Source organism: Paraburkholderia sp. RL17-381-BIF-C, assembly GCF_046026435.1.
In the GTDB taxonomy this organism is placed as follows: Bacteria; Pseudomonadota; Gammaproteobacteria; order Burkholderiales; family Burkholderiaceae; genus Paraburkholderia.
The window spans coordinates 39,790-61,501 of sequence record NZ_JARESX010000007.1; the positions used below are offsets into that span (position 1 = coordinate 39,790).

Consider the following 21,712-nt stretch of genomic DNA (forward strand, 5'->3'; position numbering starts at 1 on the left):
CATCATCCGTGCCGTGCTCAATCGCATGGATTTCCCGATTCCGCCGCACTTCCGCAGCCGTCGGCGGTTCGCCGTCGACGGCTGCCCGTCAGAACCCCGCGTGAGGCCGCGCCATATCGCCGTCACCGGGAACCCCGCCCGCGGATAACAGAACGGTAATCTAACCGACGGCAGCCCGTCAGCGCCGCCCCGCCACACTCCTGACTCATGAAGCCCGCGTCACGGCCTCAGCCGCACCGCAATGACGCGTACCGCCATCGGCCTCTTTTCAGGAACCCGTCATGTGGATCGTCAGGCTTGCGCTGCGCCGCCCTTATACCTTCGTGGTCCTCGCCGTGCTGATCTTTATCGCCGGCCCGCTCGCGATACTGCGCACACCGACCGATATTTTTCCGAACATCAATATCCCGGTGGTCAGCATTGTCTGGACGTACAACGGCTTTTCCGCCCAGGACATGGCCAATCGCATCACGTCCAACTACGAGCGCGCGTTGACCTCGGACGTGGACGATATCGAGCACATCGAGTCGCAATCGCTGAACGGCGTCTCCGTGGTGAAGATCTTTTTTCATCCGGGCGCGGACATCAATCGCGCGATTGCCGAAGCGGCGTCCAATTCGGCGTCGATTCTGCGCGTGCTGCCGCCGGGCACATTGCCGCCGAACATCATCACGTATAACGCGTCGACCGTGCCGATCCTGCAACTCGGCCTGTCCAGCAACACGCTCTCGGAACAGCAGCTCTACGACCTCGGCAATAGCCAGATCCGTACGCAACTGGCGACGGTGCAAGGCGCGTCCGTGCCGCTGCCGTTCGGCGGCAAGGTGCGGCAGATCATGGTCGACATCGATCCGCGCGCGTTGCAGGCCAAAGGACTTGCGCCGCTCGACGTGGTCAACGCCGTGAACGCGCAGAACCTGATCCTGCCCGGCGGCACGGCCAAGATCGGCACGAAGGAATACAACGTGCAGATGAACGGCAGCACCGACACCGTGGCGGCCCTCAACGATCTGCCGATCAAGACGGTGGCCGGCGGCGTGGTCTATGTGCGCGACGTCGCCCACGTGCGCGACGGCTACGCGCCGCAAACCAACATTGTGCGCAGCGACGGCAAACGCGCCGCGCTGCTGACCATCGAAAAATCCGGCAGCACGTCGACGCTCACCATCATCCAGCAGGTCAAGGCCATGCTGCCGCATATCGCGGCCGGCCTGCCGAGCGCGCTGCATATCACCGCACTGTCGGACCAGTCCGTGTTCGTGAAGTCCGCCGTGGTGGGCGTGGCGCGCGAGGCAGTGATCGCCGCCGCCCTCACCGCCGTGATGATCCTGCTCTTTCTCGGCAGCTGGCGCGCCACGCTGATCATCGCGGTTTCCATTCCGCTCGCCGTGCTGACCTCGCTGATCGCGCTGTCCGCGCTCGGCCAGACCATCAACATCATGACGCTCGGCGGCCTCGCGCTCGCCGTGGGGATTCTCGTCGACGACGCCACCGTCGCGATCGAGAACATCACGCATCATCTGGAGAATGGCGAATCGCTGTACGACGCGATCCTGAACGGTTCCGGCGAAATCGCCGTGCCGACGTTCGTCTCGACCCTGTCGATCTGCATCGTATTCGTGCCGATGTTCCTGCTTTCAGGCGTGGCCCGCTATCTGTTCGTGCCGCTCGCCGAAGCGGTGGTGTTCGCGATGATCGCGTCGTACTTCTTCTCGCGCACGCTGGTGCCGACCCTGGCGATGTACCTGATGCGCGCGCGCAGCAACGCGCCCGTTACCGGCAACGGCCCGGTTGCGCGCCTGATCCGTTTTCAGGCCGGCTTCGAGCATCGCTTCGAATTGCTGCGCGTACGCTATCGCGACGTGCTCGCCGCGGCGATCGCGAGTCCGCGGCGCTTCGTCGCGATCTTTTTGCTGCTGTGCATCGGCTCGCTCGCGCTGGTGCCGTTCGCCGGTCGCGACTTCTTCCCCGCCGTGGATACCGGCGAGATCCGCCTGCATCTGCGTGCGCCGACCGGCACGCGGATCGAGGACACCGCGAGCATCACCGACCAGGTCGAAGCCCGGGTGCGCGACGTGATTCCGAAGCCGGAGCTTGCGGCGATCCTTGACAACATCGGCGTGCCGGTGAGCGGTATCAACCTGACCTACGACTCGTCGGACCCGATCGGCCCGGAAGATGCCGACGTGATGATCACGCTCGCGCCGAAACACAAGCCGACGGCGCAATACGTGGCGACGCTGCGCACGACACTGACGAAGGATTTCCCCGGCGTCACGTTCGCCTTCCTGCCCGCCGACATCGTCAGCCAGATTCTTAACTTTGGCCTGCCCGCGCCAATCGATATCCAGATTGTCGGCAACAAGCTCGACGCCAACCGCACGGTGGCGAACCGTCTGCTCGCGCAACTGCGCGGCGTGCGCGGCCTCGTCGACGCGCGTATTCAGCAGCCTGGCGACGCGCCCGCGATCAATGTCAACGTCGATCGCACCCGGGCGATTCAGGCCGGCCTGTTACAGCGCGACGTGTCGCAAAACCTGCTGATCGCGCTCTCGGGCAGCTCGCAAACCTCGCCGAATTTCTGGCTCGATCCGCACAATGGCGTGAGCTATCCGCTCATGGCGATGATGCCGCAGTACGACATCAACTCGCTGCAGGCCCTCGCCAATATTCCGGTCGCGCAGAACAGCGGCGCGGCCACTACGTCGAGCACGCCAACAGCCGCGGCCAGCGCCTCGTTCTCGGCGAACGGCGCGGGCCCGGCGCCGCAGAACCTGCTCGGCGCGTTGAGCACGCTGACTCGAGGCACGCAGCAAGCCGTCGTCTCGCACTACAACGTGCAGCCGGTGCTCGATATCTTCGCTTCGGTGCAAGGGCGTGATCTCGGCGGCGTGGCGGCGGACGTGAACCGGATCGTCGATCAGATCCGGCCGCAGTTGCCGCCGGGCGCGTCCATCGTGGTACGCGGCCAGGTGCAGGCCATGCACGATTCGTTCAGTGGCCTCGCGAGCGGTCTCGTGTTCGCCATCGGCCTCGTCTATCTGCTGATGGTCGTCAACTTCCAGTCGTGGCTCGACCCGTTCATCATCATCAGCGGCTTGCCGGGCTCGCTCGCCGGCATTGCCTGGATGCTGTTCAGCACCGGCACCCGCCTGAGCGTGCCGGCGCTCACCGGCACGATTCTGTGCATCGGCATCGCCACGGCCAACAGCATTCTCGTCATCAATACGGCGCGCGAAACTCACCAGGCCGGCAAGCCGCCGCTGGAAGCCGCACTCGAAGCCGGTTTCAGCCGCTTCCGTCCGGTGCTGATGACCGCGCTCGCCATGCTGATCGGCATGCTGCCGATGGCGCTCGGTCTCGGCGACGGCGGCGAACAGAACGCGCCGCTCGGCCGCGCCGTGATTGGCGGCCTCGCGCTCGGCACGATGTCGACCTTGCTGTTCGTGCCGGTCGTCTACGGAATGGTGCATGCGTGGCTCGACAAACGCCGCGCGGCGCGCACCGCAAAACTCGAACCCGCCGTCCCCGAACGCACCCTTTGATTTCGACGAGACCTATCCCATGAATAATTCCTCACTTCCGCCGGGGCTTGGTGAGCAGGCAACCAAGGCCGTTGACAGCAGCCATGCCGCTCACGCTGACGCTGCAGGCTGCGCGACCGATCGCGCGACCAACGCGAGCGATTCGACGAATGCGACCAATGCGACGAACGCAACAAGCGCGACTAAAGGGTCCGACGCAACCAGCGCGAAACCGCGCCGCGCTCTCTGGCCGTTCGCACTCGGCGGTGTCGCCGTGGCGCTGCTGATCGTCGGCATCGTGCCGCGCCTCCATGCCAGCGCCGACTTGACCGAGCAGACGCAGGCGCAAAGCATGCTGACCGTGTCGGTGGTCAAGCCGCGCCCCGCGCCGAGCGTGAACGAACTGCTGCTGCCCGGCTCCGTCACGCCGTTCGCGGAAGCATCGATCTACGCGCGCACGAGCGGCTACCTCGCGCACTGGAACACCGACATTGGCGCACAGGTGAAAAGCGGCCAGGTGCTCGCGACGATCGAGGCCCCGGATCTGGACGCGCAACTGCGCCAGGCCCGCGCCGACGAAGCCACCGCGCAAGCCAATTTCGACTATGCGAAGACCACCGCGCAGCGCTGGCAGGAGATGCTGAAAACCCAATCGGTCGCGCAGCAGGACGCCGACACCAAGGTCAGCGACATGCAGGCGCGCGGTGCGATGCTGGCCTCGGCGCAGGCCAATGTCGCGCATCTTGCCGAACTGGTCTCGTACGAAAAGATCACCGCGCCGTTCGACGGCGTGATCACCGCGCGCAACGTCGATGTCGGCGCGCTGGTGACGGCGGGCGGTACGCCCGGCACCGCGGGCATGTCGGGCGAGCTGTTCCATATCCAGCAGAACGGCGTGTTGCGGGTGTTCGTGGACGTGCCGCAGAACGACGCGCCTTACGTCACCCCCGACACCGGCGTCTATCTGAGCGCCCAGCAGTATCCGGGCCGCCGCATTCCAGCCAAGGTGGCGCGCAGCACCGGCTCGATCGATCCGTCGAGCCGCACGCTGCGCGTCGAGGTAGATGTCGACAACAAGGACGGCGCACTGATGCCCGGCGCTTACACGCAGGTGCATCTGCAATTGCAATCGACCACGCCGGCACTCGATCTGCCCGTCAGCGCCCTGCTGTTCCGGCCGGACGGCGTGACGGTCGCGGTGGTCGACAGCCATGGCCGCGCGGTGCTGAAGACCGTGCATATCGGCCGCGATTTCGGCACGCACGTGGAAATCACCACGGGCCTCGCCGCCACCGACCGCGTGATCGACAACCCGAGCGATTCGCTGAGCACCGGCCAGATGGTTCAGATCATGCCGGCCATGCACGGCTGAGTGCCTCATCACGGAAAGGATTCGCCGATGTTCTCCCTATCTGATTCACGACCGCTGCCGCGCCGCGCGCTGGCGGCCACGCTGATCGGCGCGCTGCTCACCGCGTGCTCGACCTTGCCGCCCTATCAGCGCCCGAGCGCCGAGATTCCCGCACAGTATGCGGGCGCCGCGCCCGGCTGGGCGCAAGCCGCGCCGGCCGACGCCACGCCGCGCGGCCCCTGGTGGACGATCTTCAACGATCCGGTGCTGAACCAGCTCGAAGCGCGCATCGACGTTTCGAACCAGACCGTGCGCAAGGCGGTCGCGCAGGTGCAGCAAGCGCGCTCGATGGTGGACTACCAGCGCGCCGGTTTCTTTCCGACGATCACCGCCGGAGTGGCGCAGGACCGCTATCGGACCTCGCAGAACGTCGAAGGGAAATCGCTCGCGGGCAAGACCGTGCCGGACTATTCGGCGGGCGTGGCGGCGAGCTGGGAGCCGGATCTGTTCGGCCGGGTGCGCGACAGCGTGAACGGCGCGCAGGCCGACGCCCAGGCGAGCGAAGCGGACCTCGAAGGCGTGCGACTGTCGATGAGCGCGGATCTGGCCGTCGACTATTTCTCGCTGCGCTCGCTCGACACACAGAAGAAGCTGCTCGACGACAGCGTGAGCGCCTACGACGCCGCGTTGAAGCTGCTGCAGCAGCAGCTGAAAGACGGCGCGATCGATGCCTCCGCGGTCGCTCAAGCCACGACGCAACTCGAAGCGACGCGCACGCAAGATACCGATATCGACGTGTCACGCTCGCAAATGCAGCACGCGATCGCCACGCTGATCGGCGAACCGGCATCGACCTTCACGCTGGCGCCGAACGGGTCGGCTGCGACGCCGCCGGCGATTCCGCCCGGTGTGCCGTCGCAACTGCTGGAGCGTCGCCCGGATATCGCCGCCGCTGAACGGCGCGTGGCGTCGGCGAATGCGCGGATCGGCGAGGCGCATGCAGCGTTTTTCCCGGACCTGGTGCTGTCCGCGAGCGTCGGGCTCGAAAGCTCGTTTTTCGCGCCGTGGCTGAGCGCGCCAAGTCTCTTCTGGTCGCTCGGGCCGCAACTGGCCGGCACGCTGTTCGACGGCGGCAAGCGCAAAGCCGCCCTGCACGGCGCCACGGCGCAATACGACGGCGCGGTCGCGGACTATCGTCAGTCGGTGCTGGTGGCGTTTCAGCAGGTCGAGGACAACCTCTCCGCCCTGCATGCCCTCGCCGACGAAGCGACCAGCCAGCAGCGCGCCACCACCGCCGCCGACCTGTCGTTGCGGCTCACCACGAACCGTTTCAACGCGGGCGCGGTCAGCTATCTCGACGTGGTGACGGCTCAGACGATCGCGCTCACCAACCAGCGGGTAGCCGATCAGATCGCCGCGCGGCAGTTGGAGTCGAGCGTGCTGTTGTTGAAGGCATTGGGCGGGACGTGGGGTAACGCAAGCAAAAGCGCGGCGGGTTCGGTGTAGGACCGCTATCCGCTTTCAGACGCTGCGCGGGAACGTCAGCACGAAGGAGGTGCTCCGCGCGTCGCTCTGCGCGTGCACGGACCCGCCGTGCAGTTCCATGATCGTGCGCACGATGGCGAGCCCGAGCCCCGTGGACCCGGACGACCCTTGCGACAGCCCCGCCGTCGGCAGCGCGCTGCGCGACGGATCGACCCGGTAGAAGCGGTCGAATATCCGTTCGATGTGCTCGGCGGGAATCGGCTGCCCCTCGTTCTCGACGGTGACGCGCACGGCCTCCGCCGACGCGCTCGCGTCGAGCACGATCTCGCTGCCTGGCGGCGTGTAGCGAATGGCATTGGCGAGCAGATTGCTCACGGCGCGACGAAACAGTTCGAGATCCGCCGTCAGGCTGGCCGTGCCGCTGACACGCACGCGCACATTCGCATCTTCGGCAATCCCTTCGAAATAGTCGGCGATGTGGGCCAATTCCTGCCCGGCATCGAACTCACGCATGTGCTTGACGAACTGCGGATGCTCGGCGCGCGCCAGAAACAGCACGTTCTCGATCATTTTCGAGAGCCGGTCGCACTCTTCCAGATTCGAGGCGAGCACCGACTCGTATTCATCGACGGAGCGCGGCCGGGCAAGCGCGACTTCGGCGGCTCCACGCATGTTGCTAAGCGGCGTGCGCATGTCGTGAGCGAGGTCGGCGGTGAAACGGGACAGACGCTGAAAACCGTGGTCGACTCGCTCGAGCATCGCGTTCAGCGCGGCGACCAGCGTCTCCAGCTCGCTCGGCACACGCGCGACCGGGATCCGCGTATTGAGGCGATTCACCGTGACGAGGCTCGCGCTCGTTGCAATATTGCGCAACGGCCGCAGCGCGGCGCGAATCAGCAGATAGCCGAGCAGCACCGCCAGCAGCACGCCGGCCACGCCGGCTATGCCGAGCTTGTCGCGGTAACGGTCGAGCAGCAGCCAGCGGTCGCTCATGTTGCGCGCCACCAGCAGGCTCGCGGTGTCACCGTCGCGCAGCCGCGCGTCGGTGAGAATGCCGCGGATCGGCGCGCCGTCACGGCCGGTCCAGTCGCCAATATCGTCTTCCGTGATGCGCACCGTTGCCGCCACGCGCGCGAGCGGCGGCAACGCGGCAATGGTCGTCGCGCCGCTTGCCGCCTCGGGTGCCGCGAACGCGCCGGCGATGTTGTGTTCGATCGCGCGCTTGCCGTCGGGATCGAACACTTCCATCGACATGGCCTGATTGCCCAGCACGATGCTGGTCAGCCGCTCGCTGTGCTCGCGTATGGCCGCCGCCGAATCCAGTTCTTCGGCGAGGCGCCGTGCATGACGCGCGGCGAGCACGATGTCGAGATCGTCCTGCGCCTTGATCTGCCTTTCGAGCGCCACATACAGAAAACTGCCGACCAGCACGAACACCGTCAGCGTCGTGGCGCCGAAGGCCAATGCTAGCGTCGCGGCAAGCGAGCGGCCGCGCATCAGGCGGCGTCCTTCAGTTCGAGCACATAGCCCACGCCGCGCACGGTATGAATCAGCTTGACGGGAAAGTTGTCGTCGATCTTGGTGCGCAAGCGGCGGATCGCCACTTCGACCACGTTGGTGTCGCTGTCGAAATTCATATCCCACACATACGACGCGATCTGCGTGCGGCTCAACACTTCACCCTGGCGCCGCGCGAGCAGTTGCAGCAGCGAGAACTCACGCGGCGTGAGGTCGATGCGCGTGCCGCCGCGCTTCACGCGCCGGCGGTTCACGTCCATTTCCAGGTCGCCCACCTTGATCAGTTCACTCTCGCGCGGCGGGCCACGGCGGGCCAGCGTGCGCACGCGGGCCAGCAATTCGACGAAGGCGAAGGGCTTGACGAGATAGTCGTCCGCGCCGAGTTCGAGGCCGCGCACGCGGTCGTCCACGTCGTCGCGCGCGGTGAGGAACAGCACGGGGGTGGTGCGCGTGGTGCGCAAGGTCTTGACGATGGTCCAGCCGTCCATGCCGGGCAACATCACGTCGAGCACGATCACGTCGTACTCTTCTTCGAGAGCGAGGATCAGCCCTTGCGGGCCGTCGTTTGCCACATCGACCGCGTAGCCGGATTCTTCCAGGCCTTTCTTCAGATAGGCCGCTGTTTTCAGCTCGTCCTCGATCACCAGGATTCGCATCGATTGCTCCGCTTTGCGTTGACGGTGAAATCATACCGTCAAGCTCCCGGACGCGTGATGACGATGCCGTAATCTCCGTGCGCTTAATCGGGGTGCGCGCCGCCGGTCCCGGAAGCAGCCTGCATGGCAGGCGACAAGGCCGCCCCCGCTTGTCCCACTTCTCCCACTTGTCCCGCTTGTCCCGCTGGTCCAATTTCCCCCGCATACGGCGCCGCAGCACCGGCGTGCCGCAGCTTCTTCACCCTGCCGATCACCTCGCGGGCCATGTGCCGCGCGCGGATCGCCGCGAGGCCCCAATTCGAATTGATGGTTTGCACGGTCCATGCCGTGGTCGCCGCGCCGCGCGACCAATAGGCCTTGAAGTCTTCCGTGCCCACGCCGAAATCGAGGTCGTAGCCCTTGTCGAAGGCCCACTTCACGCAATGTTCGATCGCGATCAGGCCCGGACAGAACTTGCCGTAGTGCGGGTCGAAACCGGAAATGATCGCGCTCGCCCACGGGTTGCCAGTGCTCACGACGAGCGCGGCAACCGGCGCTTCGTCCAGGGTGACGACGATCAGGCGCCCCATCGAGGGCACGTCGCCCGAATAGATCAGCTTGCAGAGGAAGCGCTCGAACTCAGGCGAATCGAGCCACACGCTACGCTTGCCGACGCGATCGCTCCAGGCGCGCTTGCATTGGAACATCCACTTGATGATCGACGCCGTTTCGCTTTCGTCCACCGGATCGAGCATGCGCACGGCGAGCGTGCCTTCCTTTGCTAACTTCTTCGCGAAGCCGCCCGGCCGCTTGCGAAACAACGTGCCGAGCGTCTGGCAATACTCGTCCCAATTGCCCTGCCCGCGCAATGTCGCGGCGGATGCGTTGTGCGCCTCGGTAAACAGGATCCTGCGCTCCTGCGTCACGAGCCTGTACAGATCGAGCCGCTCGCGCACGTAGGGCAGATGGATGAAGTCGGCGCCGCAACGCCGGCGGGCCATGTCCCACGCGCCGGCTACGAGCGCCGGGGTTGTTTCGTTGGCTTCGACGAGCACGCTCGTGAAGTCGCCGCCTTCGGGGCCGAGCGGCACCAGATACGTCCAGAGCGAACGTTTGACGGCTTCGAGCGGCCAGACCATGACGAGCTTGCCGTCTTCGCGGCATACGATGCATTTGAGCTTGCGTCCATGCGGCTGCGACACGTGCTTCCATGCCAGCCAGCAAAACCCGAACGACTGATAGCAGTAGCCTTGCGCCCTCGCCCAGAGCGCGTCCCATTCGGGCTGCAACGCACGAAATTCAGCTTCGTCGCTGATGACTTCGTAGCGCCGCGTGGTCCGGGTTGTCTCGTCCATGTCGCCTCACACCATGCCTTGTCGTGTTTTTGTCCCGCGCTGTCCCCGCGCCGCTCCATCCGGACAGGCGCGGACGCCGGACCCCACCGGCGTCGACTGGAACGGGTGACATGAGCATGCGCCGAGGCGTTCCGCAGGTGTGTGCGACGCCGCACGCTGCAGTGCGGCGCAACGGCGCTTCCGACGTTGCAGCGTCGGCCCGCGCGCGTGTCGGCGCTACCCGCGGCGTGGGCTATTCGACGTTGTCCGAGACATCGGTCATACGAATCATGTGCGGTTTGACCACGTCGTCCTCGTCGTCGCTCTTTTCCGATGGCGGATGAATCAGCGCCTCGAGCCGCGCCTTGGTTGCCAGAAACTCGGGCGACGTCACCTGCGAGTAATCGCGCGGCCGCGGCACCGGCACTTCGATCAACTCCTGCACCTCGCCGGGATTCGCCTTCAGGACCAGAATACGGTCGGCCAGAAAGATCGCCTCGTCCAGATCGTGCGTGATGAACAGCACGGTCACGTCGACGTTGCGCCAGATGTCGAGCAGGTGCGTTTGCATCTTCGCGCGCGTTTGCGCATCCAGCGCGCCGAAAGGCTCGTCCATGAGCAGAATGCGCGGCCGGTTCGCGAGCGCGCGGGCAATCGCCACGCGCTGTTTCATGCCGCCCGACAACTGATGCGGATACGCATTGGCGAACTTCGTCAGGCCCACCAGATCGAGCCATTGCAACGCCTCGCGTTCGGCATGCAGGTTGCCGCGGCCGTTCATCTTCAGGCCGAACATGACGTTCTTCTTGACCGTCAGCCATGGAAACAGCGTGTAGCCCTGAAACACCATGCCGCGGTCGGCGCCCGGCCCCTGCACGGGTTTGCCGTCGAGCAGTACGCTGCCGCTGGTCTGCCGCTCCAGACCGGCGAGAATGCGGATCAGCGTGGACTTGCCGCAGCCCGACGGCCCGATCACGCAGACGAACTCGCGCCGGTGCGTCTTGAAGTTGATGCCGTCGAGCGCCGTGCACTCGCCTTGCGGCGTCTCGAAGCGCTTGCCGAGGTCGCGCACCTCCAGAATCACTTCGCGCGATTTCAGACGGTCGAAACGCTCGCGTACCGCCTCGGACTGAATCAGGTACGACGGAATCGGTTGCGGATTTAACATGATGGAATCCTTGGAATGCTGTGCGTTGCTTACGATAGGCTGTGTCACGAGGCCGTTTGCTACGCCTTGAGCGTGCGGTCCCACGGAAACAGCTTGCGGCCGAGCCACGCCAGCACGAGATCGGTGCCGAGGCCGATGATGCCGATCATCATGATCGCCGCGTAGACGTTCTCGAAATGCTCGTAGCGCGCCTGCTGCGTGATGTACCAGGTGATGCCGGAGCTGGTGCCCACCAGTTCCGCGACGATCAGATAGGTCCACGCCCAGCCGAGCAGAATGCGCTGGTCGCGATACAGATCCGGCAGAATGCCGGGAATCACCACATGCGTGAGCAGCTTGAATTTCTTCGTGCCGAGCGTCATGGCGGCTTCGAACAGGCCATATTCGAGCTTGCGCGTGGTGTTCGCCACGATCAGCACTTGCTGGAACAACGTGCCGATCACGATGATCGCGATCTTCGGGCCGTCGTAAATGCCGAGGATCGCCACCATCAGCGCGCCGAACGCGGGCGCCGGCAAGTAGCGGAAAAACTCGAAGAACGGCTCCTGCAAACGCGCAATCGCGCTATACGTGCCGCACACAATGCCGATCGGCACACCGATCACGGACGAGAGCACGAAGCCCCAGAAAATCACCTGAATGCTGTGCCACAGGCTCTGATGCAGCCAGACGCCGTCACGCGACGCGGGCGGCGTGGTGAACGCGGTGTAGAACGCGCGCAGCACTTCGTGCGGCGCGGGCAGATACACCGGGTTGACCGGCTCGCCTGCCGGCAAGGCCGCATGCGCTTCGCGCGCGTGGCTGAGTTCGTCGGCGAATACCTCCTTGTCGACGCGCATGCCCGGCTGAAAATAGTCGACGCTGCCCGGGCTGTCGATCAGCACCTGCGGATGCCAGATGAACGGCACGTAGCTGACCACGCACCAGACAAGCAGCGGCAACAGAAACGAGCCCGCGCCCAACAGCCATTTGCCGCGTACGGAAAGTTCGCGGCGCACCGCGAACCATTCGGTTCTGTCAATGACGGCCATGGGATTCTCCGAGGCAGACTTCGGTTGCGTCGTTGGCGGACGGTGACGCCGTGGCCATGTGATCGCGCCATGCACGCGCCAGGTCGAGCAGCATCGCGTCTTCGTGCGCGCGAGCCACGAAGGTCACGCCGAACGGCAGGCCCGCGTGTTTGCCAACCGTGCACACGCCGGCCGGCACCGCCAGCGCGGACAGATCGAGCAGGTTCACGAAGTTGGTGTAGTAGCCGAAGCGCGAATTCACGCGGATCGGGTCGGCTTCCAGTTCGTCGACGGTGGCGGTCGTCGCCGAGGTCGGCGTGACGATGGCGTCGATGCGCGGCCAGACTTCGGCGGCCTGCATGCGCAGGAATGCGAGGCGGTCGAAGGCGGCGAACGCATCGGCCGCACTCCAGCGCGCCGCGCCGCCGATAATCTCGCGGATTACCGGATGCAGCGCGTCCGGCTGCGTGTCGACGAACTCGCGGATCGCCGCGAGCCGCTCCGCGACCCACGGTCCTTCGTAGAGCAGCCGCGCGGTGGCGAGGAACGGCCCGAAATCGATCTCGATCAGTTCGGCGCCGGCTGAACGCAGGCGCGTCAGCGCGGCGTCGAAAGCGTGTGCGTAAGACGTGTCGCCGAAAAATTCGAGCTGGCTTGCGCGCGGCACGCCGAAGCGCACACCGCGTAGCGAGCGTTGCGCGCCGTGTTGCGTGGAGGCTTGCGTGCCGTCTTGCGGCGGCTGGAATTCCCGCGCATATGGGTCGTTCTCCGTCACGCCGCGCGCGGCGTCGAAAACGCGCTGCGCGTCGTCTGCCGAGCGCGCGAAGATCGACACGCAGTCGAGCGATTTGCACGCCGGCACCACGCCTACCGTGCTCAACAAACCCTTGGTCGGCTTCAATCCGACGAGGCCATGAAAGGCTGCGGGCACGCGCCCCGAGCCTGCTGTGTCGGTGCCCAGCGAAAACGCCGCCAACCCGAGGGCGACCGAAACCGCCGAGCCGGAGCTCGAACCGCCCGACGCATAGCGCGGATCGAGCGCGTTACGGCACGCGCCGTGCGGCGAACGCTGCCCGGACAGTCCCGTGGCGAACTGATCGAGGTTGGTCTTGCCGATCGGAATCGCACCGGCGGCGATCAGGCGCGCAACCACCGGCGCGCTGGCCGTGGGTGTGTACGCATAGGCGGGGCACGCGGCCGTGGTCGGGATACCGGCGAGATCGATGTTGTCCTTGATCGCGAACGGTACGCCGTACAGCGGCAGCGTTTCAAGGTCGCGGCCTTCGAGCGCATCGACGTATCGCATCATCTCGTCGCGGCTCAAAGGACGGATCCACGCGTGATGCGGATCGTCGCCCGAGGTGCGCGCGGCGATCGCTTCGACCAGCTGTTTCGGCGTCAGGGTGCCGTCGCGGTAGCGCGCCTGCAGCCCGGCGATCGACATGGACTGGAACAGATCGTCGTGTGATTTCATTTGCACGTAGCCTCCTCGGTGGCGTCGGCTGCAATGCCGGCGCGCATCACCATCAAACGTTGTCCCGCGACGACCGCCGCACCTTCCGCGCAATCGATCGCTTCGATCACGCCGTCGCCGCTCACGGTCACGGAAATTTCCATCTTCATCGATTCGACGATCGCGACCACCTGCCCGTCGCTGACCCGTTCGCCTTCGCTCACGAGCAGCTTCCACATGCTGCCCGACACGTCGGCGACAATGCCTTGCTGGCCTGCCGCGAGCGCGTTGTTCGCCGTGGCGCCGCCGGCTGCATCGCTATCCGTTTCGCCGACGTATTCGGCATGGCCGGCCGCGTTCCAGCGCTCGCGTTCCTCGTCGAACGCGGCTTGCTGCGCGCCTTTGAAGGCGGCAATCGATTCGGCTTCGTCCTTCAGGAAACGGTTGTACGCGCCGAGGTCGAACACGGACTCCTCGATCTTCAGGCTCGCGCGGCCCGCGATGAAGTCCGTGCGCAGCTCGGCCAGTTCCGCTTCGCTGACCTCGTAAAAGCGGATTTCATCGAAGAAGCGCAGCAGCCAGGGCTTGCCCGCTTCGAACTCACGCGTGGTGCGATAGCGGTTCCACATCTGCACGGTGCGGCCGACGAACTGATAGCCGCCGGGGCCTTCCATCCCGTACACGCACAGATACGCCCCGCCGATGCCCACCGCGTTCTCCGGCGTCCAGGTGCGCGCCGGATTGTATTTGGTGGTGACGAGCCGATGGCGCGGATCAAGCGGCGTCGCGACGGGTGCGCCGAGATAGACGTCGCCGAGACCCATGACGAGGTAGCGCGCGTCGAACACGATGCGCTTCACGTCGTCGATGCTATTCAGCCCGTTGATACGGCGAATGAACTCGATATTGCTCGGACACCACGGCGCATCCGGACGCACCGATTGCATGTAGCGTTCGATCGCGATCCGCGTCGACGGGTCGTCCCACGAGAGCGGCAGATGCACGATGCGGTTCGGCACGCGCATCTCGTCCACGGCGGGCAGTTCGCGTTCGGCTTGCTGCAAATGCGCAAGCAAGGTGTCGTGCGACAGCACACGGTGGTCGAAATGCACCTGCAGCGAACGGATGCCGGGCGTCAGATCGATAATGCCCGCCAGCCGGTGCGCGTCGAGCCAGTTCATCAACGCATGCACGCGAAAGCGCAGGTTCAGGTCGAGCACGAGCGGGCCGTATTCGATCAGCACGTTCTGGTCGCCGGAGCGGCGATACACCACGCCCGTGCCCTCGCCCGCCGTGGGATCGCGATAGAGCACGCAATCGTGGCTCTCGTCGCCCGCCTGAGCCACATGCTTCGGCGCCGCGAGCGCTGCTTTGACCGGCATGCGTTCGAAGCGCACGGTGTCTCCAGGGCGCAGTTGCCCGAGCTTCCACAACTCCTCGCCCACCACCGTGACCGGACACACGAACCCGCCCAGGCTCGGACCGTCGGGGCCGAGGATCACCGGCATGTCGCCGGTGAAATCCACCGCGCCGACCGCATACGCGTTGTCGTGAATGTTCGACGGATGCAGCCCCGCCTCGCCGCCGTCCGTGCGCGCCCACTGCGGCTTCGGGCCGATCAGGCGCACGCCCGTGCGGCTGGAGTTGTAATGCACTGTCCAGCGCGTGCCGTAGAGCATCGCGATGTCGTCGGGCGTGAAGAAATCGGGCGCGCCGTGCGGGCCGTCGAGCACGCCGAGCGTCCAGTCGTGCGTCATTTCCGGCACGCGTGCGGCGTCCAGTTGCGCGCCCGCTTCGCCGCGGCCCGCGCCGTCCGCGAGATGCAGTACGTCGCCCTTGCGCAGCGCGCGGCCAGCATGGCCGCCGAACTGGCCGAGCGTGAAGGTCGCCTTGCTGCCCAGATAGTCCGGCACTTGCAGGCCGCCCTTGAGCGCGAGACAGGAGCGCATACCGGCGCCCGTCACGCCGCCCATCTTGAGCACCGAACCCGCCGGCGCGCGCGTGACCTGCCAGAGCGCGACCGGCTCGCCGTCCAGCGTGGCGGCAAGCGGCGCGCCGCCCAGCACGAACAGCGTCGCGGTATTGAAGCGCAGCGTGGCGCCCACCATCGCGCATTCGAGCCCCGCGGCGTCGACGGGATTGCCGAGCAGTTCGTTGGCGAGGCTGAACGAACGGTCGTCCATCGGACCCGAGGGCGGCACGCCGATGTCCCAATAGCCGGTGCGTCCGGGCGTCTGCTGCACGGTTGTCTGCACGCCGCCGTCGAGCACGTCGATGGTGTGCGGCGCGAACATGAAGCGCGACAGGAACGCCGTGGTCTGCTCGCCGCGCGCGAATGTCGGCGAGCCGGCAATGGCGCGCAGATAGTCGAGGTTGGTCTCGATGCCGTAGAGCTGCGTTTCCTCCAGCGCGGCGCGCAGTGCCGCGAGCGCGGCCTCGCGTGTCTCGCCTTTGACGATCAGTTTCGCCAGCAACGGATCGTAGAAAGCGCTGACTTCCGTGCCCGCATCGACCCAGGTGTCGACCCGCGCCGCAGCGGCGAACGCCACATGCGTCAACACGCCGGCACTCGGTTGAAACTGCTTGTGCGGGTCTTCCGCATACAGACGCACCTGGATGCTCGCGCCCTGCGCCACCGGCGCAAGCGAGTCGAGCGGCGCAAGTTCGCCCTCGGCCTCGCGAATCATCCACTCCACCAGATCGATACCCGTGACCTCTTCCGTCACGCAATGCTCGACCTGCAGCCGCGTATTCACTTCGAGGAAATAGAACTGCCGTGTATCGGCATCGAAGACGAACTCGACCGTGCCCGCCGATTTGTATTTCACGGCCTGCGCGAGACGCACCGCGCTCGCATGCAGCGCGCTTCGCTCCGCGTCGGTCAATCCAGGCGCGGGCGTTTCCTCGATCACCTTCTGGTTGCGCCGCTGCACCGAACAGTCGCGTTCGCCCAAGGCGATCACGCCGCCGCGGCCGTCGCCGAAAATCTGCACTTCGATATGGCGCGCGTTCTCGACGAATTTTTCGACATAGACACCGGCGTTGGCAAAGTTGGCTTCGCCGAGCCGCGCGACCGACGCGAACACGCTCGCCAGTTGCGCCGCGTCGCGGCACAGCGACATGCCGATCCCGCCGCCGCCCGCGGTGCTTTTCAGCATGACCGGGTAGCCGATCGATTCCGCCTCGCGCAATGCCGCGCTTGCGTCGGGCAGCAAGCCGGTGCCCGGCAGCAGCGCAACGTTGTTGGCTTTCGCGATTTCGCGAGCCGTGTGCTTCAGGCCGAACTCACGCATCTGCGCCGGCGTCGGGCCGATGAAACGAATGCCCGCGTCGTCGCAAGCCTGCGCGAAAGCGGCGTTCTCAGACAGAAAACCGTAGCCGGGATGCACGGCGTCGGCGCCGCACGCACGCGCGGCTTCGAGAATCGCCGCGCTGTTCAGGTAGCTCTGCGCCGCGAGCGCCGGGCCGATACAGACGGCTTCGTCGGCGAGCATTACATGCATGGCGTGGCGATCAGCCTCCGAATACACCGCGACCGACGCAATGCCGAGACGCTTGAGCGTGCGGATCACGCGGCAGGCAATCTCGCCGCGATTGGCAATCAGGACTTTGTGGAATCTCATTGGGCATCCCATATCGTCAGTCGCACGGGCGTCGGGTTGTAGCCGTTGCACGGATTGTTCAACTGCGGGCAGTTCGAAATCAGCACCGTGACATCCATCTCCGCGCGCATTTCGACGTATTTGCCCGGCGCGGAAATGCCGTCCTCGAAAGTCAGTTTGCCGAGCGGCGTGACCGGCACGTTCATGAAGAAGTTGATGTTGCTGACAATGTCGCGCTTGCCGAGCTGCGTGCCCACGCCGCACGTGCAATGCGTGATCGCATGCAGGAAGCTGTCGCGGCAGCTATGCATATGGCGCTTGTCCAACGCGTAGCGCACCGTGTTGCTTTCGGCCGCGCATGCGCCGCCGAGCGTATCGTGCCGGCCGCAGGTATCCGCGACGATCGTCAGCATCGGCTTGCCGAGGTTCGACATCAACACGCTGCCGGCCGAGAGATAGAGATTGCGTTGCGCGCGGATCGTGTCTTGCGCGCTATAGCGCTCGAGCGGATCGGCGCTGTTGTAGAACAGCGTGTCGACCGCCTGATTGCCTTCCAGGTCGAGAATGCGGAACAGCTGTCCGCGCTTGACTTCATGCAACCACGGTTCGCCCGAAGGCAGCGTCAGGTCGTAGACCGCATGACGGAGTTCGAGCTTGCTTTCGATAATAGGCATCGCGGGTCTCCTTAAACGAACAGACGGTCGGTGTTGACGAAGCCGCGCTCATTCTCGGGACAGGCCGAGCGGCAGAAATCGTCGGCCGGTACGCAGGCGTCGGTTGCATACGCGCGGTATGCGATCAGCTTGACGGGCCTCGGTTCGTATTCGGATGAAGGGTTCAGCGGATGCGGCGCAGTGGAGAACGCGGCGAGCGTATCCATTTCGAAGCGCAGATCGAACGCGGCGCCGGCTGGCGAATGGCCAGTGACGAAGTCGAGCGCGCCGTCCTCGCCGATCGCGAGCTTGCTGAAGAAGTTGATGTTGGCGACCAGGTCCCGCGTGCCGAGGCCGTGCTTCGCCAGTTCGAGCAGCAGGCTGTCGCGGCCGTTGCGGATCATGGCATTGCGATGCTGCTGATAGCGCGCCACACCGTATTTGCTCGCGAACAGTTCCGCGTCGCCGACGCCGCCGAGCGGATCGTGCCAGCCGAGCGTATCGGCCGTGATCGACGCCAGCACGCACCCCATGTCCGAATAGAGCACGTGGCCGCTCGTCAGATGCGCGGTGTGCTGCGCCTTCAGCGTATCGGCCATGTTGTAGCGTTCGAGCGGTTCGTCGTGCCGGTAGAACACGGCGGCCAGATTCGCGCCGCCTTCAATATCGACGACGCGCAACGCCATGCCACGGCGCAGCACGCCGGACCAATGGGTGCCGGCGGGAATCACCGTTTCCCACGCCACGTGCGGGATCGGTGCGAGATCGACTGGGAGTTGCGTCGACATGGAGGCTCCTGGTATCGGTTGGGAAAAAGCGTGAGAGGGCGATTGACCGACATCGCGACCTCCCGGGCTTTTATCCCTCCGTGGAGCCTCGCCGGCGCCTTGAAAGAAGGTGAACGGCAAGACCGGATTGCTCTCGGACCAGGCATCGTGCGCATGCAAAGCGCACGACCGGAACCCTAGCGATCCTGAAGATGATGCAAATTACTTCGCACCTCTCGATAAGCACTTAAGCGAGTAGCGTGCCAGTGTTCGCCAGACAATGCGGCAAGTGCGGCGTGGCAAGGGATTGGATGTGAATGGAGGGTGATTTTCATAGGCGTGCGATGTTCGCCCGCGCACCAGTGCCGTTGGCGATTTCGCACCACATGGATGCGCAAGGCACCACGATTGGGCTCGTTCGCCGCGCGCGCCACCGTAAGCAATGGCGTCACGCGATGGCATGGTGTGTGCGTATCAATGGACCACGTCCACTCCCTTCCTGACACGACCATGCCGACGCTTGCCGCTTTTCGACGCGCGCTTTACACCCTCTTGTCGGCACGTTTCATCGAACTGCAGAAGCAACAGCGCCGCTTGTAACTCAAGCGGCGCTGTTGCCGTACCGATCCGGGCGTCCTCTCTCAAACCTGAACATCCGGTTCAGCGGTTGCGTAACGCGCCTGTTGGCCGAAGCTTGCCAGCGCCTTCGAACCATCGGGCAGTACCAGTTCGCCTCGTTCGAGACGTTCCTTCAGATAGGTAAAGCTCTGCGCCGTCTGCGCGAACAGATGGTCGCCCGCCGACACCGGCGGGTACTTCGCGAGCGCCTCGGGCGTTGCGAACTGTGGTAGCGGCGCGACCACCGTGTGATAGTCGCAGGCGAAAAAGAGCGGAAACGAGTAGCGCTCCTGCTTCACCTTGCGCACGCGATGCGAGGTCGCGACATACGTCCCGCCTGTCCACACTTCCAGCATGTCGCCGATGTTCACGACGAACGCGTTCTCGACTGGCGGCGCGTCGATCCACTCGCCTTCGCCGTTCATCACTTCGAGACCGGGCGCGGTTGGCAGCAGGATCGTGAAGCACTCGTAGTCGGTGTGCGCGCCGATACCCGGCCGGTCTTCCGCGGAGGGATCGAGCGGATAGTGGATCAGGCGCAACTGGCTCGGCGGCTTGCGCAGATAACGTTCGAAGTGGTGTTCGGGCAAGCCTAGCGCGAGCGAAAAGCCTCGAAACAACGCACGGCCGAGTTCGAACGCCGCTTCGTAGTACCCGCCCACGGCTTCGCGAAAACCTGCTTGTTCGGGCCAACTGTTCGGGCCGAGCATCGGCGTGCCGGCGCTCACGTCGGGGTCGTCGGCGGGCAATTCCCGGCCTGTGTCGAACGCTTCTTTTCTGTCGCGCTTGCCACCCGCGAACACTTCCTCGCCTTCGGGCACATAGCCGCGATGCGCGGTCGAGTTGCCGATGTAATAGCGCATCTTCCAGTCGTGCGGGGCGGCAAAGAAGCGTTTGGCCTGCTCGATGAGCGCGCTTTGCTGTTCGCGCGCCACCTGGTGGCCGGTCACGTAGAAGAAGCCTGCGTCGCGCGCAGCGCGATCGAGTTCGTGCGCGGTGGCGAGGCGGCGGTCCTGGTCATCGCTGAAGAGGCCGCTGACATCGACGATAGGCAGTTGCTGAAAAGAGGTATGGGTTGGGCTCATGAGAGGTTTGGCGCCTATGCGGCTTGCGGGTTGGTCTGCGATTGCGCTGGCTGGTTACCATTGGCACCGGGAATGCCGCGAGCCTTGCCGGTATCGCGCCCGGCAAGAAACGCGGCGAGGTGACGCCGTTCCTCGCGGCCCATCCATGTGTTGATCTCCCATAAATCGGCCACGGGCGCGTTCGTAAACGGCAGCGTGTGCAGATAGCCGTCGGGGCCGAACTCCGGCGTCATCGTCGTGACGGTGTAGCCCTGCTCGATCTGCGCGGTCCACAGCGCTTCCCAGATCCGCTGATGCGACGCGAGGCAGTCCGCATACTCGGGCGCCGCCGGATGCGGCACCTGCGGACCTTGCGGATAGCCGACACGGCCATGCAGATGGTGCGCATGCGGCGCGAGTTCGAGGATCGTCTCCCACTCGCTATCGAGCAGTCGCTCGCAGACGGACACCCAATGGCTGAAGTCGCAGGTGAGCTTGAGCGAGGGCACGGCGCGCGCGACGTCGCGGGTAATCCACGGGTTGTAGAACGAGCGGCCGCGATGCGTTTCGAAGCTGCAGAGCACCTCGTGCTTCGCGGCGATCTCCACCGCACGGCTGAAGAAATCGACTTGCGTCGCCGCCGGCCACGCGTCGCAACCGGCCATTACATTGAAGAAGCGCGGCGCGAGCGGCTTGCCCCACACGATCTTCTCCTCGAAGTCCCGCAGATGATCGGCCGGCGTGGCCGAACGCTCCGGCACATAACTGCCCGCTGTCGTGATCTCCGCGATGAACCCGAGTCCTTCGTCCGCGATTGCCTGCGCAAAAGCGTCGCGCGCCGCGCCGCCTGGCGGCACTGGCGCTTCGATACCGTCGAAGCCTGCCGCCCGCACCAGCGGCGCCGCATCGCGCGGGCCGCCATCGAATCCCCAGAAGGTCTTGAACAATTCGAATTTCATCGCCACTCCATTTGCATGCAAATTTGCATGCAATAGTACACATGAAATTTGCGAGTCAATAAACTATCGGCGTGAGGCGTGCAAAAATCCGGGCGCGCCCGATTTCCGGCTCAATTAGCACTTAAACTGTGCAGCCCTCCTCCTCGTGGTGAATCGATGAAGAAGAAAATTGCGCGTGCCAAGGGCCAGGCCGTCGCGCGCGCCATTCTCGACATGGACTGGCAGTGGTCGGCGCATTTCGGCGATCTCGGCCTGAACGACCTGAACTACAGCGATCTGTTCTGCCGCATGTGGGTGGACCCGGACAACTACTTCGCCAAGACCGCGCTCTACGAGTTCATGCCTGGTGTGAGCCGCCGCACTGCCGTGCGCTACGTGCAGGACCTGATCGACGGCGGCTGGCTGCTGGAGACGCATTCCGCCGAAGATCGCCGCATCAAGCAGGTGAGCCTCGCGGCGTCGATCGAGGAGCGTCTCGAGCAGTTTCTGGCCTACGTGCATCAACGGTTTGCGGCGCTGGATTGACCGCATCTCCGCATAAACCCTGGCGCGCAATTCATTGGCATATTTC

The 21,712-nt window shown here is 65.1% G+C and carries 15 protein-coding genes and 1 riboswitch; of the genes, 4 read left to right on the plus strand and 11 right to left on the minus strand.

Annotated elements, in window-relative coordinates; translation table 11 throughout:
- Positions 1 to 281 precede the first annotated feature (281 nt).
- The 3 genes from P0D70_RS07080 to P0D70_RS07090 are packed head-to-tail and all read left to right on the plus strand — an operon-like array spanning position 282 to position 6,381.
- Positions 282 to 3,545 carry an efflux RND transporter permease subunit gene (locus tag P0D70_RS07080; protein WP_408183886.1) on the plus strand — a complete coding sequence of 1,088 codons (3,264 nt, stop codon included), beginning with the start codon at positions 282 to 284 and terminating at the stop codon, positions 3,543 to 3,545.
- 19 nt (positions 3,546 to 3,564) lie between these two features.
- Positions 3,565 to 4,896 (plus strand): efflux RND transporter periplasmic adaptor subunit, encoded by a 1,332-nt coding sequence (locus P0D70_RS07085; RefSeq protein WP_408183887.1) that lies wholly within the window; start codon positions 3,565 to 3,567, stop codon positions 4,894 to 4,896.
- Between the two features lie 27 nt (positions 4,897 to 4,923).
- Entirely contained in the window at positions 4,924 to 6,381 is a 1,458-nt protein-coding gene (locus tag P0D70_RS07090; RefSeq protein WP_408183888.1) for an efflux transporter outer membrane subunit, read from the plus strand.
- A gap of 15 nt (positions 6,382 to 6,396) precedes the next feature.
- Here the strand turns inward: P0D70_RS07090 and P0D70_RS07095 are convergent, their stop codons facing one another.
- From P0D70_RS07095 to P0D70_RS07145, 11 genes are all read right to left on the minus strand, one after another.
- Positions 6,397 to 7,857 (minus strand): heavy metal sensor histidine kinase, encoded by a 1,461-nt coding sequence (locus P0D70_RS07095; RefSeq protein ID WP_408183889.1) that lies wholly within the window; start codon positions 7,855 to 7,857, stop codon positions 6,397 to 6,399.
- The gene (locus P0D70_RS07100) at positions 7,857 to 8,534 is read right to left on the minus strand and encodes a heavy metal response regulator transcription factor (protein WP_095420861.1); all 678 of its coding nucleotides are present in this window, start codon (positions 8,532 to 8,534) and stop codon (positions 7,857 to 7,859) included. Before P0D70_RS07100 ends, P0D70_RS07095 begins: the two co-directional genes overlap by 1 nt.
- 83 nt (positions 8,535 to 8,617) lie before the next feature.
- Positions 8,618 to 9,868 (minus strand): GNAT family N-acetyltransferase, encoded by a 1,251-nt coding sequence (locus P0D70_RS07105; protein WP_408183890.1) that lies wholly within the window; start codon positions 9,866 to 9,868, stop codon positions 8,618 to 8,620.
- Between the two features lie 232 nt (positions 9,869 to 10,100).
- On the minus strand, positions 10,101 to 11,015 hold the full coding sequence (locus P0D70_RS07110) for an ABC transporter ATP-binding protein (RefSeq protein WP_091808410.1): 915 nt from the start codon (positions 11,013 to 11,015) through the stop codon (positions 10,101 to 10,103).
- A 59-nt stretch (positions 11,016 to 11,074) separates the two neighbouring features.
- Positions 11,075 to 12,046, minus strand: coding sequence for an ABC transporter permease (locus tag P0D70_RS07115; RefSeq protein ID WP_091808409.1), 972 nt, complete (start codon positions 12,044 to 12,046; stop codon positions 11,075 to 11,077).
- On the minus strand, positions 12,033 to 13,499 hold the full coding sequence (atzF, locus tag P0D70_RS07120) for an allophanate hydrolase (protein WP_408183891.1): 1,467 nt from the start codon (positions 13,497 to 13,499) through the stop codon (positions 12,033 to 12,035). Before atzF ends, P0D70_RS07115 begins: the two co-directional genes overlap by 14 nt.
- Positions 13,496 to 17,101, minus strand: coding sequence for an urea carboxylase (gene uca, locus P0D70_RS07125; protein WP_408183892.1), 3,606 nt, complete (start codon positions 17,099 to 17,101; stop codon positions 13,496 to 13,498). Before uca ends, atzF begins: the two co-directional genes overlap by 4 nt.
- The gene (locus P0D70_RS07130) at positions 17,098 to 17,754 is read right to left on the minus strand and encodes an urea amidolyase associated protein UAAP2 (protein ID WP_091808403.1); all 657 of its coding nucleotides are present in this window, start codon (positions 17,752 to 17,754) and stop codon (positions 17,098 to 17,100) included. The genes uca and P0D70_RS07130 overlap by 4 nt, the downstream gene beginning before the upstream one ends.
- A gap of 11 nt (positions 17,755 to 17,765) precedes the next feature.
- Complete coding sequence (locus P0D70_RS07135; protein ID WP_408183893.1) at positions 17,766 to 18,521, minus strand: urea amidolyase associated protein UAAP1; 756 nt, start codon at positions 18,519 to 18,521, stop codon at positions 17,766 to 17,768.
- A 57-nt stretch (positions 18,522 to 18,578) separates the two neighbouring features.
- Positions 18,579 to 18,712: riboswitch (guanidine-I (ykkC/yxkD leader) on the minus strand.
- A gap of 429 nt (positions 18,713 to 19,141) precedes the next feature.
- The gene (locus P0D70_RS07140) at positions 19,142 to 20,203 is read right to left on the minus strand and encodes an isopenicillin N synthase family dioxygenase (RefSeq protein ID WP_408183894.1); all 1,062 of its coding nucleotides are present in this window, start codon (positions 20,201 to 20,203) and stop codon (positions 19,142 to 19,144) included.
- Between the two features lie 14 nt (positions 20,204 to 20,217).
- The gene (locus P0D70_RS07145) at positions 20,218 to 21,141 is read right to left on the minus strand and encodes a sugar phosphate isomerase/epimerase family protein (protein ID WP_408183895.1); all 924 of its coding nucleotides are present in this window, start codon (positions 21,139 to 21,141) and stop codon (positions 20,218 to 20,220) included.
- A gap of 156 nt (positions 21,142 to 21,297) precedes the next feature.
- Here P0D70_RS07145 and P0D70_RS07150 point away from each other — a divergent pair, with 156 nt between their 5' ends.
- A complete protein-coding gene (locus P0D70_RS07150) occupies positions 21,298 to 21,666 on the plus strand; it encodes a MarR family transcriptional regulator (RefSeq protein ID WP_408183896.1) in 369 nt (122 codons plus the stop codon).
- Positions 21,667 to 21,712 lie beyond the last annotated feature (46 nt).